A 13,330-nucleotide genomic window follows, 5' to 3' on the forward strand; every position below is an offset into this window, starting at 1 on the left:
CAAACGGTGCAGGCATAGGTTGCACAGCAGAAGGGTCCTCCGGAACAGTTGGTACAGAAGGACGTGCAGGTTCAACAGGGGTAGAAGGAGTGGGGACAGAATCTGGAGATGAAGTGTCCTCCGGAACAGAGAGCTCAGATGGACGAACCTCATCAGTAGAATCTTCAACTGGAACAAACGGTGCAGGCATAGGTTGCACAAAAGAATGGTCCTCCGGAACAGTTGGTACAGAAGGACGTGCAGGTTCAACAGGGGCAGAAGGAGTGGGGACAGAATCTGGAGATGAAGTGTCCTCCGGAACAGAGAGCTCAGATGGACGAACCTCATCAGTAGAATCTTCAACTGGAACAAACGGTGCAGGCATAGGTTGCACAGCAGAAGGATCCTCCGGAACAGTTGGTACAGAAGGACGTACAGGTTCAACAGGGGCAGAAGGAGGAGAAACAGAATCTGGAGATGAAGGAGATACCGGAATAGAGGGCTCAGATGGACGAACCTCATCAGTAGAATCTTCAACTGGAACAAACGGTGCAGGCATAGGTTGCACAAAAGAATGGTCCTCCGGAACAGTTGGTACAGAAGGACGTGCAGGTTCAACAGGGGCAGAAGGAGTGGGGACAGAATCTGGAGATGAAGTGTCCTCCGGAACAGAGGGCTCAGATGGACGAACCTCATCAGTAGAATCTTCAACTGGAACAAACGGTGCAGGCATAGGTTGCACAAAAGAATGGTCCTCTGGAATAGAGGGCTCAGATGGCAGAACCTCATCAGTAGAAGGAGCCTCTGGAACAGTTGGTACAAAAGGAACTCTAGGTTCAACAGGCACAGAAGGAGTGGGAACAAAATCTGGAGATGAAGGAGATACCGGAATAGAGGGCTCAGATGGCAGAACCTCATCAGTAGAAGGAGACTCTGGAACAGTTGGTACAAAAGGAACTCTAGGTTCAACAGGCGCAGAAGGAGTGGGAACAGAATCCGTAGATGAAATATCCTCTAAAACAGAGGGCTTAGATGGCAAAACCTCATCAGTAGAAGTTTCAACTGGAACAAGCGATGCAGGCATAGGTTGCACGGAAGAAGCGTCCTCTGGAACAGAGGGGACAGAGGGAAGTACAGGCGAAACAGGGGCAGAAGGAGTGAGAGTAGAATCCGTAGGAATAAATGTTTCAGACGGCTCAGATGTTTCAGGCAAAGAAGGTGTAGATGGTATAAGCGGTGGCTTAACAGAAGGAGGTTGTTCAGGCGCAATAGTCTCTGATGGCCGTTCAGAAGGTATAGTTTCTTCTTCAGATTTAGGTGGTAAAACTGTGGACGTAGGCTTAATAGACGGAACTGAAATAGATTCAGAAGGATCTAATTCAGGATTAATGTAAACACTTTCGAGACGAAAATCCCAAAAATCTCCTTCCCCTTCAACCAATCTATTTTCGGGACTTGCTTCTCCAGAAGAAGAACCAGGACCATAAGCACGAAGTTTATATTGATAAGGAAATCCATTTATCGCAACATAATCATTCAAAAGCTTAAAAGTATCTTCCTTTGCTTTTCCAAAAACCTGAATAATCGAAACACTTTGATGACTTCCGTCAATCACGTTTGTATCTGAAGCTTTTTGAAATTTTTCCATTCCAATGAGCGTGGTTCCCAAAACATCACCATAGATTAAAACGCGATCAGTTTTTTGAGGATCAAATGAACCATCATTATTCATAAATGTGCTCATCTTAATCCGAGAATTACCTTCCGCACTGTATACTTTATTGTATACGTCATCCACACCCGCTGTTTTACCAATATCATCTAATGCATAAACATCTTCTTTATTGTATATTTTCTTTCCAATATGCAATGTTTGATAATCTTGAGAGACATATTTCTCAAAAACAAGCGTACTATCAAGGAGACTCAAAGTAGAAAGCGATGAAACCGTAACATCCTTTTCTTCTAAACCTTGATATTTACTTTTAGTAAGATACCATGTTGAACCATTTTTTAACTGTAAATCTACGCGAGACCTATCTTCAATGCGCACTCCCCCTATAAGGGTTGAAGAATATGCTTGAACAAGAAGAGAAGAATCTTTTTCAGTTTTTATTAATAAGTCACCAGAGATTTTTGTATCGTCCAACAGTTCAAGGGTAGCTTTAGCCCCAAAACCATCAGTCCCAGTGCTATAAATGGCGATACCTTCTGGAACTGTAAAGTTTGTCTTTGATAACTGAACAAATGCCTTTCCTATAATGATATTTCTGCCTTGTAACAACATTTCATTAGTTGAATCAGCTATTCTAAACCCTTCCTCTGGTTCTAATCCATAAAAATACAGACCATGTACTCCTTTACCCTGCACAGAAACATTGGATTTGTTAATCTTAATATTTGTCTTCTTAAATTCATCCGATGAACTAAATGCTTTCCACAACAACTTTTCTTTATCATTCACATCAACCGAAGAATTTTTCACCAAAAAACCATGCATATCACTCAGTTCAATAGAACTATTACTCAACTGAACATTACTTCCTTGAGAGACATCGAAAGCTTCTGGTATTTTATCAAAACCTTCCTCATCGACGATAGTAGTTTTTTGTTTTCCTTTACCCTTAATGATAGTACTATCGAAATTATACCCTCCCCCATAAAATGATGAAAATCTACCTTTCCCATTAAATGTAACAGTACTGCCTGACATCCTAATCTTTGCACCAAGTCTACTCACAAACCCGATATCTTGCAGGTTGTCTGGCTCAATCTCAATCTTTACACGCACTAAAGCAATATCCGCTTCTTCACCCAATGCATACATAGCGTGAGAAGTTTCCGTAATTGACCCATCTGTCATGCTAATGACCGCATTTTCAGCATGAAGAGCACGTACATTCTTAAAATTTGAATTTTTTAGATTAAGACGCGCACCATATTTTGCATATGCACCATATGTCAATATTTGACCTGAATCATCGCCATAAACATTTATCTGAGATGCATCAACAACTGTACCTGCTTTTTCTACATATATAGCCTTAATAGGAGCAGAATCAGGAGCATGTTCTTGAGAACTTTTTAAATTATAAGTTTTATTTTCAAGTGTATGTTTTTTACCATCACTGCACGTATAAAAGCTCCCTGTTTCATCACAGGGAGCTGCAAAAGCATGAAAGCCAGCATTAATATTTACAACCCAAAAAAAAGAAAAAGCAACTGTTGTAAAAGTCAACCTATAATTTTTAAATATATTAACCATAACTCTTTTGCAAATCCTTCTCCCCCGCTTTATTTAAAAGTGAATGAGATCTGAAATAATGTTAAGTTAAACATATGAATAGTTTTAAGTATAACAAATAAATACTTGCTTTGCAATTCATAAAATACTATATATTTATGTAAATGTTATTCTATATTTCAGAATATACATAAAAGCGTAGTGTAAACCGCATGAAAAATCATCTCTGAAAAACCAGTTTTACTAAGACGATGCTGATAGGTTAAATCTCCGTGCAATAAAAATTTGAAGATAACTGAGCATTACCCCCCATTCCAGCTTCTAGAGAAGAACCAAAACCCCCTAATTGGAATTCATCTCCAAACTGTACACGTTGTTTTCCTCCAAAACTCATGGCAAGATGAAACTTGCCATTGAAAGAAACAACCAGAGCCTCTTCAGAAGCAGCAAGCGTCTTTCTTAAAGACCCGCCAACACGCATCACCCACAAATCAAGTTTTTCTATTTCAATATCAAAACCATCAATATCAAACGCCTGATCAAACCGCACATTTTGATAAACAACCTAAACCTGCGGTATCAAAATAACCCCTTTATGTCCTGTCATAAATGACTTACCCGCAATCAATAAAGCACTCAAAGGTGTTCCCTTCAATGTTGTTGTCTTGCCTCTTGCTTGCGTGAGAACATTCCCTTTAAATAAACCATAGGAAAAAAGACCCTCGATATAAAAGCCTGTATCATACTGCATGCTGCCATATGTGTAATAGACCATTTATCAAATGTACTTTTTTGTTTTCTTCAACATCTTGAGGTTGTAGAGAATTTTTTCCATCATTCCCCATTATTCCAAAGCTTAAAGTGTGATGTGTATCCTCAATCGCATTGAGCAAAACACTTGCCTCTATAGCGTTATAATTCAAATTTCTACCATAACCATATTCAAGCGCAGACAGATCAGAAACATAACGATAACTTCCACCGTAACCTCGCGCAAAAAGAGCAGGATTTTTTACCTTTTTCTCCCAAAGTCCCAGCAGCAATACGCAATGTTTCCAGCAGTTTATTGTGATTGTTCATATCCATCAAACCAACCTGAAACAAGCATGAGGCATCGATAGATATGCTGAAACTTGCGGAACAACAGCTTTAATGCCCTCTTCAGGATAAAGAACAGAAGCATCATGATCAGCTAAAACATTATTATGATGAGTATGAGTACTTAAAGAATGAGACACATCATTTTCCAACCGCATATGATGCAGATGAGAAAGTTTCTGAACATATTCAGCTTCAAGTCGGAAATCCCAAAAATCTCCATTATACTCAATATTTTTCTCTTTAACGGATCCATCCCCACCTTTACCTGTCTATGAGAAAAATTGGGACCATAAGCACGAACACTATATCGATAAGGCGCTCCTCTTAGAGCAACATAATCTGTTGTTAATTTAAAGGAATCATCCGCAGCCTTTCCATAAACCTGAACAATTGAAACACTGAGGCTGTCTTTTTTATCGTCTTTTTGCTTACCTTTGCTCTGGTTCTTTATTTTTTTTGAAGCCACTGTAACATCGACAATATGCACCTTACTTTTTCCATAAACATCACCATAGATAAGAAGTTTATCAGCTTTTATTCCCTTGCTTTTACCATTTGCAGTAAGATATGCATTAACATATAAGCGTGCGTCCTCTCCTACAACGTAAGCATGATCTAAACCATAATCATCATCCAATCTCCTAACACGAAGTGTCTGATAAAAATCATTTCTTGGTTTCTGAAAGAAAATAAAACTATCAATAAGCCTTACAAAGAAAATAGATGAACCTACACAATATGGAACTTTTTTATGATTATTTTCAAGCGCATTTTTATTTGCTCTTACAGTCCATAGAGATTGATTGAACAACTCAACACTACCATAAAAACCTTTCTCAACATGTTCCCTTCCTGCAAGAAAAGACGCATAGGCACCAAGCGCAACAAATGAATTATTTTTGACATCTAACCGATCAGCAAAAATACGCGAACTCTCTGATACCGTAATATAAGGATACCTCCTAGCATCGTTACTATAAATAGCCGTACCATCAAGAACATGAAGAGCAGTCTTTTTAAATCGAAATTCACCTAAACTTATAAGAAGCACTCCCTCTTGATATTCATGTTGAGGAGTACTTCCTCTAAAATGCAAACTATGAACCCTTTGTCCCTGAAGAATGATCTCTGAGTTTTCAAAAGAAACCAAAGACATAGAACTATCTCGAAACTCAAATGACCTTTCCTTAAAAACCGGTTTTGCACTTTCAATCGCTATGTCATGAACATCAGAAACCTGAATCTTACCTTCATCAAAGAAAAAAACCGCTCTGCTTCACACCAAACACAGATTGAGATAACTTGGCATTTCTACCACTTTTCTTTTCGCTATTTCCTATAATAGAACTCTTTTTAAAAGAAGTTTTATTGTCTTTTGACACAACCACTGCTGATGTAATCTTCTCAGATCTATTTAATTCTAAAATTCCACCAATTCCTGAAACGCCTTTTCCCCTTTACTTTTTTCCGGCTTAATAACTATGTTATGAGATTGTATTGTAAAAATAACACCTGTAGTCCTTCCTATCCAATCCACTCATATATAACTTATTACGACTTCCAAAAGTACAAGCAGCACCAACTGTATCACACGAATACGATTTAAAAAGAGAATTACATGAGGGTTTATAACCTTCTGCACTCACATCTATATTGTGCGCGAAGAAAAAATAGAGGTCGTAAGAAAACACACACATGGCGTTTTAATACTTTAATCATAATTTAGTCTAAACTTTCTTTATTTTATCTTCATAAAAAATCGAAAAGACACCTCTGGTTCATCTACTTATTATTCTTATTATGTGCCGTCATAATAATTTGTTTTGTATTATACATAAAGTCAAAAATCAGAAAATAACACTATAAAACCATGCTTTATACTTATATTTTCCACAAAGGATATATTAAAGGAAAATACAATTAAAAGTGATAGCTTAATCCACCAGAAAAATGCGTTCCAGAAAATCCGGCATTCGTAAATTTATGCTGATAAATCAGGTCGCTATGAAAAATAATTTTTGGAGATAATTGCGAAAAAACACCAAATCCAGCTTCTAAAGAAGACCCAAAGGAACCAAGCTGGAAGGCATCTTTAAAATATACAAATTGTTTATCATCAAAACTACGAATGAAATGAAGCTTACCATAGAATGAAAGAACATGTGCATCTTTAGTAAATGTAAGTGTCTTCGTTAAATACCCACCAATACGCATCCCCCAATGATCTGGGCTTCGCATATCAATATTAAAATTATCAATATCACGAGTCTTATGAAACTGGAGATTTTGATAAACAAACTGAACTTGTGGTTCAAAAATAAAATATCGGCTGCCGATCATAAACGTTTTACCAGCAGTTAAGGAAACACTCAGCGGCTTACCTCTCAATGTAGCTGTTTTACCTCGCTCAAGTGTGAGAACATTTCCATTAAACAAACCATAAGAAAAGAGACCATCCATATAAAGACCCGTATCATGCTGCATGCTTCCATATGCCGTGATTGTCCATTTATCAAATATACTTTCTTGACTTTGTTTAACCTTTCGAGGCTGCAAAGAAAGCTTGCCATAATTCCCCATAATCCCAAAAGATGTCGTACTGTATGCACTTTCGATTTTCTTGAGTAAAATATTTGCCTCTAGTGCATTATAATCAAGCTCACCGCCATAATCACCATATTTAAGTACAGATAAATTTGAAGTATAACGATGATGTCCACCGTAACCGCGTAAAAACAAAGCGGGATTTCCATCATTTTTCAATAACCGACCAGAAACAGTTCGCAGCGATTGCAACTGCTTGTTTTGATTACTGATATCCATCAATCCAGCATAAAATAAGGTATTTGGCACAAGAATATAAGTCAGAACCTGGGGAACAACGACTCTCACATTTGGCTCAAAATGAGAAGAAGGCTCAAAAACAGATGCCGGAACAGAAAAACTAGACGCAGGTGGTGCAACAACAGAAGGAGCGGGTGAAACATGCGGCGGAACAAGTGAACCAGATGCAACTGGAGTAACAACAGAAGGAGTGGGTGAAACATGCGGCGGAACAGGTGAAACCGATGCAACTGGAGTAACAACAGAAGGGGTGGGTGAAACATGCGGCGGAACAAGTGAACCAGATGCAACTGGAGTAACAACAGAAGGGGTGGGTGAAACATGCGGCGGAACAAGTGAACCAGATGCAGGTGGTGCAACTGGATTAGATTCAGCAATAGCGGGAATAACAGGTGCAAGAGAGGAAGGAGGATGGGGGATCTCAAGCACAAAAACATCAGATACATTAGGTGTGGTCGTAAGATGGAAATCCCGATCAGGAGAATCTACAGGAGAAGAAAGACTTGGCTCCTGAGGTTTTTGCTGAGAGTTAGAATCAATAGAACCATCCTCTCCTCCAGTAATATTAGGATGAATTTTAGGAAAAGAAGGAATATCATCAGAAGAAGGAGGGACAACCAAATCAAGAACGGGAAAAACTTTAGTGGAATCAACAAATTTACTTTCAAGGCGGAAATCCCAAAATGTTCCAGAGTTTTTAAGCACTCTTTGATTTGAATCTGCTGCCCCTAAAGTAGAGCCTGGACCATAACTCTTAAGATGATACTGATAGGGGGAGGCTTCAAGTGTGACATACCCCCCCTTTAACTGAAAAGAATCTTCAGCAGCTTGTCCATAAACCTGAATAATGGAAATCCCCTGATTATTACCACCATCTCCCGTCAATGCCCCTGAGCTTCCAGGAACACTATACACATGGACTGTCGTCTTTCCTTCAAGATCACCATTGATTAAAAGCCGGTCAGTTTTTTGCTCTTGCAGAGCTCCCCCTTTATCCAAATATGCATTAAGATAAAGAAGCGCATCGCCTTGTGCACGGTAAACAGTCCCCGATCCTTTTCCGATAAGAAGTGTCTGATAACCATCAGTCGTTTTGGATTTTAGTTCTTTAAAAATAAGAGAACTACCCATAAGATTGACCGATGAAATGAAGGAATAGTCCCCTAAATTAGAACCAGACGCATCAGAATTTTGCAATTTGTCATATTTTGGTCGCGATAAAATCCATTTTGAACCATTTTTTAACTCTATCTTAGCCGTAGAACTTCCATCAACATGTGCGCCTCCTACAAGGGTAGAAGCATCAGCCTCAATCTTTACATTGGAATGCTCAACAGCTTTCAGGAGTGAATCTCCAGAAACTGTTGAATGTTGTGAGAGTTTAACAAAACTTTCGAATTGGCGGCTGTAAATAGCCGTACTTTCTGGAGCCATAACGGTTGTCTTTGTCAAATAGACAGTCCCTTTTCCAGGCATAATTGTTTTTTTATCATTTAAGACAGCTTCCCAAAAAAAGCGCATGCCATTAAATGCATTCCCTCTCACAAAAACATTGGAATATTTGATATGAGCAGTATTATTATCATTCCCCTCCAAGGCAATACCATGCGCTCTAATGACATTAACGTTTCCCTTCTGGAAATTAAGAGAGCCTTTCCCCTGCAGCATACTAAAAGCAGAAGCTTCACGATGATTACCTGTATTTGTCCCCTGTTTTCCCCTCCCCGTAATAGAAACACCATCTAAATTAATTTCTCCATCTCCTCCTGTTTGGACACCAATACCACTGGTAAAATCAATTTTTCCTTCTTTCATATAAATTTTTGCACCATTATGACTCAAAAGACCTATCGCATCAGAAGATGTCTTAATCTCTGTCTTGGTCAAAGAAACAAACGACCCTTTACCCGCAACACTGATCCCCATTCTGGTTGCTTTAATCACCCCATCCTGCATCTCAAAAGCCCCCTCCTCATTAACATCGCCCCCTATCGACACGTTATTTAACATGGAATCAAATAGAACAACGCCTCCCCCATTTGAGGACTTTACAGCTGTTGTCCAAGCGTTTGTTTCTGAATGGACATTTGCATTCGAAACACCGTTAATGATTATAGCCTCTCCCTCAATGACTGTATCTTTCCCTGATGCCTCTATGGCAGCATCAGAACTTTCACCCGTAAGTTGATAAGTTTTCTTGGAAATTTCATGCGTTTTACCATCATTACAGCGATAAAATGAAGCACTTTCGTTACATGAATATTGCTTCTTCTCAGAAGAAGTCTCACCTGCATCAGTATTGTATACAAAGAAAAAAATAACCGTTGTAAAATGACATAAAGAGAGATGATTTTTAAACATAATTTTCTACAAACTTTCTTCCCCTTCCCTAAAAACAAAAAAAACGCGTTCTGTTTAATAACTTTGGTTACGCGTAATAATTTAAAATACGTTTTGTATTTTATATATCGACCACATGTTTTATGTAAAGCCAGAATCTCAAAATATCACAATTTAAAATTGTATTATTTATAAATACGCGTAAAAATATAAATAGAAATAAAAATTCTACCCCAAAGCGATGGTTTCAAGAGAATTTAATAAAAATACACTCAAAGAAGAAAAACAGCATAAAAAGCGAAAACTGCAAACCAGAAAGCCTTATCTTGTTTCTAAAAAGAAACAAACTCGCTCATGCAAAAAAAAACATTTTTTTAAAAAGCTTATTTAAAAAGTTGCAAACAAATAATAAAAAGCCACAAGCTATGCTTGTGGCTTTTTAAACAACTTACCCCAAGATGATCACCTAAAAACGATAGCGCAATCCACCAGAAAAACTGATTCCAGAAAAACCACCTTTGCTCAACTTATGCTGATAAACAAAATCACCATGAAGCGCAAATTTTTGAGACAAGCGAGCATTAAGACCTAATCCAGCCTCTAGAGAAGAACCAAAAGCCCCTAATTGGAAAGAATCTTTAAAGCGCACAGCTCTTTCTTTGCCAAAATCATGGGCAAAATGAATCTTTCCATAGAAAGAAACATCACGATCTTTTTCAGGTGCAGTAAGAGTCTTCATCAAACGACCACCCACACGCACCATCAATTGATCAAGTTTATCCATCTCAATATTAAAATTATCAATATCGCGGGCCTCATTAAATTGAAGATGTTGATAAACAACCTGAACCTGTGGATCAAAAACAACACCTTCATATCCTGTGGCAATTTTCTGACCACTCATCAAGGAAACACTTAAAGGGTTACCCTTCAATGTTGCAGTCTTACCCCGTACAGTTGTCAGAACATCTCCCTTAAACAGACCATAGGATAAAAGACCATCAACATAGAATCCTGCATCATGCTGCATACTGCCATAGACTGTAGCAGTCCATTTATCAAATGTACTTTTTTGGCTTTGTGCAACATCTCGAGGCTGTAGAGAAAGCTTTCCATAAGACCCCATAACCCCAAAGGATATAGCACTGTCAACATTTTCAATTTTTTGTAGCAAAACACCTGTCTCTAGCGCATAGTACCCTAGATCTCCCCCATAACCATATTTAAGCGCAGATAAATCTGAGACATAACGATAACTCCCACCATAGCCACGCAAAAATGAAGCAGAATTTTCACGAATTTCCAACATTCCACTAGGATTAGTCCGTACTATCTCCAACTGCTTGTTTTGATTGCTGATATCCATTAAACCAGCATGGAATAAACTATTTGGCAAAAGCAGATAAGTTGGTACCTGAGGAACAACAGATCTCACACCTCGTCCAGATGGAAAAACATTTTCAATCTTAGAAAGACTATCCGCAAAAGACGCCGGAACAACATCACCAGAAGACGCTGGAACAACACCACCAGAAGACACCGGAACAACACCACCAGAAGACACCGGAACAACATCACCAGAAGATTCGGGAACAACATCACCAGAAGATTCGGGAATAATATCCTCAACAGAAACATGTACAGGAGGTGTACGTTTAGAAACCGTAAGAATGTCGTTATCATCAGCAGATGTTTGAACATATTCATTTTCTAAACGAAAATTCCAAAATTTCCCCCCATTCAAAGCAAATTTTTGTTTAACATGCTCATCCCCTCTAGTAGCACTTGGATCATAAGAACGAAGTACATATTTATAAGGCGCCCCCTCTAAGGCAACATACTGTCCATTCAATTGAAAAGAGTCAGGCAATGCATCTCCATAAACTTGAATAATTGAAACACTATGCGCTTTTTCGTTTTTTTCTTCTAAGCCTCCTGCAACCCCTTGTATATGGACTATAGTTCTTCCCTTAACGTCACCATGAATGAGAAGCCTATCCGTTACTTGATGACCACTTGTATCATTAGGATTTAAACGTGCATTCAAATGAATCCAAGCATCACCAAAAGCCTGATAAACAATACCTGTTCCTTTTCCAATATAAAGCGTCTGATAGGCATGAGCAGTGCCGGATTTCGGTTTTTCAAAAGTAATAGAACTATTAGAAAGGTGTACCGATGAAATAAACGAAACACCTCTATAATTAGGATCTTCTAATTTTTTATGTCTTGGTTGCAATAAAGCCCACTGTGAATTATTTTTCAAGTCAAGGTCAACTGTAGAACTATTATCAACCTGAGTTTGACCGACAAGTGCAGAAGCATCAGCAACAACCTTTATAGAAGAGTTACGATCAGCCTTCAGCAACAAATCTCCAAAAAGCTTTGTTTCCTTTAAAGATATTTTAGACTTTCCAGATTGACTGCTATAAACAGCTATACTATCTGGAACTACAAAACGCGTCTTTTTCAAATTAATGAACGATGTTTTTCCCTCTGACAAACCCTCTAATGTTGCCTCATTTTCAAAGCGCATACCATAAAATGCATTACCTTTCACTGTAATATTGGAATCCCCAATATCAATCTGAGAACCTTTATTTCCCTGCAATAAAAGCCCATGAGCATCAGTAACATCAACAGCCCCTTTCATAAACTCAACATAACCATCTTTAAATATATGAAAAGCAGCATTATCATTCTGACGATCTGCATTCAGCCCTTGACCATCCTTGCCAGTACTACCTTTTCCGGTAATAGAGACACCCTCTAAAATAAAATATCCTTTTTCTCCTGCTTTAACCCCAACACTCCCTAAGCTAATTTTCGTATTCGTTAAATAAACTCCACTTTGAGATTCTCCTCCAGCAAAAGCCCCCACTTTGATTGCATCAATCGATCCACCGGATATTGTGAAGGACGCACTATGAGCTTCCACCCCCACTAAAACACCACTCAACGTGGAATCGCTCAGAAAGACGCCCGCTTTTTCTGATGCCTTTACTCCATATTTCCAAAAATTGTTTTCCGAGTTATTCTTTTTATCCAAAATACCCTTAACAGTTATATTCTTGCCACGAATAAATGTACCACTTTTAGACGCCTCTATGGCTCCATGAACACCATTAACATTTTTATCCATTAGCGAATAAACTTTATTATTAATTTCATGCTCTCCACCATCACCACACCGATAAAATTCTGCATTCTGATCACATGAAGATTGCGTTTTTCCAGAGGAAACTTGAGATGCAGCATTGTGTGCAAAAACATCAACATTGTGTGTAAAAAAAAGAAGTGCTGTTGTAAAAGTACATAAGGAGAAGCGATTTTTAAATAAACTGACCATAATTCCACCATAATCCCCCCCTCTTCTTACCAAAGATATACATAACGTATTAAAAATTTAACTAATAGAAAAATGTTTAACACGTTTAGGTTTTAATATGTGAGGCTTATTAATATTTTTTGTGTTTTATGTAAATATGAAATTAAAAAATTACTCGAAAATACAATCTAAATCTGTTGCTTTTACAAATAATTTGCAAAATATAACTGAAAAACGACAGAAAAATCACCTTTAAAGTTGTTATTCAAAAACACCCTTAATCAGTTGACATGCATTAAAAACACCTACTTTAACTGCTGTCTAATCACCCCCCAGAGCTGACATAATCAACATCCTCACGATAGATCTTATATTGAAACAATATGTACTTTGTAAGCAGACAAAACATATGCCAAAATTGAGAAACAAGAGTTTACATATGCATTTTTAGGCAATATTCATGGCAAGATAGCCTAATAAAGGGTAAGAACATG

At 38.0% G+C, this 13,330-nt stretch carries 8 protein-coding genes; all 8 read right to left on the reverse strand.

What is annotated here, in order from left to right; all coding sequences use genetic code 11:
- Nucleotides 1-3,244 (reverse strand): autotransporter outer membrane beta-barrel domain-containing protein (locus ACFIK7_RS06905; RefSeq protein WP_375663145.1); only part of this gene is annotated, 3,244 nt, incomplete at its 3' end.
- 241 nt (nt 3,245-3,485) lie between these two features.
- Entirely contained in the window at nt 3,486-3,773 is a 288-nt protein-coding gene (locus ACFIK7_RS06910) for a hypothetical protein (protein WP_375663146.1), read from the reverse strand.
- A 15-nt stretch (nt 3,774-3,788) separates the two neighbouring features.
- Nucleotides 3,789-3,974 (reverse strand): hypothetical protein, encoded by a 186-nt coding sequence (locus tag ACFIK7_RS06915; protein WP_375631529.1) that lies wholly within the window; start codon nt 3,972-3,974, stop codon nt 3,789-3,791.
- A complete protein-coding gene (locus tag ACFIK7_RS06920) occupies nt 3,964-4,266 on the reverse strand; it encodes a hypothetical protein (RefSeq protein WP_375658072.1) in 303 nt (100 codons plus the stop codon). The genes ACFIK7_RS06915 and ACFIK7_RS06920 overlap by 11 nt, the downstream gene beginning before the upstream one ends.
- A gap of 42 nt (nt 4,267-4,308) precedes the next feature.
- Nucleotides 4,309-4,461, reverse strand: coding sequence for a hypothetical protein (locus ACFIK7_RS06925; RefSeq protein ID WP_375660161.1), 153 nt, complete (start codon nt 4,459-4,461; stop codon nt 4,309-4,311).
- Nucleotides 4,446-5,480, reverse strand: coding sequence for a hypothetical protein (locus ACFIK7_RS06930; RefSeq protein ID WP_375663147.1), 1,035 nt, complete (start codon nt 5,478-5,480; stop codon nt 4,446-4,448). The genes ACFIK7_RS06925 and ACFIK7_RS06930 overlap by 16 nt, the downstream gene beginning before the upstream one ends.
- Before the next feature lie 764 nt (nt 5,481-6,244).
- A complete protein-coding gene (locus tag ACFIK7_RS06935; protein WP_375663148.1) occupies nt 6,245-9,529 on the reverse strand; it encodes an autotransporter outer membrane beta-barrel domain-containing protein in 3,285 nt (1,094 codons plus the stop codon).
- A 445-nt stretch (nt 9,530-9,974) separates the two neighbouring features.
- Nucleotides 9,975-12,857: an autotransporter outer membrane beta-barrel domain-containing protein gene (locus tag ACFIK7_RS06940; RefSeq protein WP_375663149.1), complete on the reverse strand. Its 2,883-nt coding sequence runs from the start codon at nt 12,855-12,857 to the stop codon at nt 9,975-9,977.
- Between the last annotated feature and the right edge of the window lie 473 nt (nt 12,858-13,330).

Origin of the sequence: Bartonella sp. CL266QHHD (assembly GCF_042195355.1) — a bacterium.
Classification (GTDB): domain Bacteria; phylum Pseudomonadota; class Alphaproteobacteria; order Rhizobiales; family Rhizobiaceae; genus Bartonella.

Coding starts and splice junctions, on each gene's coding strand:
- ACFIK7_RS06915 (WP_375631529.1), bottom strand. CDS start 3,974: ATGCAGTATGATACAGGCTTTTATATCGAGGGTCTTTTTTCCTATGGT.
- ACFIK7_RS06930 (WP_375663147.1), bottom strand. CDS start 5,480: ATGTCTTTGGTTTCTTTTGAAAACTCAGAGATCATTCTTCAGGGACAA.
- ACFIK7_RS06935 (WP_375663148.1), bottom strand. CDS start 9,529: ATGTTTAAAAATCATCTCTCTTTATGTCATTTTACAACGGTTATTTTT.
- ACFIK7_RS06940 (WP_375663149.1), bottom strand. CDS start 12,857: ATGGTCAGTTTATTTAAAAATCGCTTCTCCTTATGTACTTTTACAACA.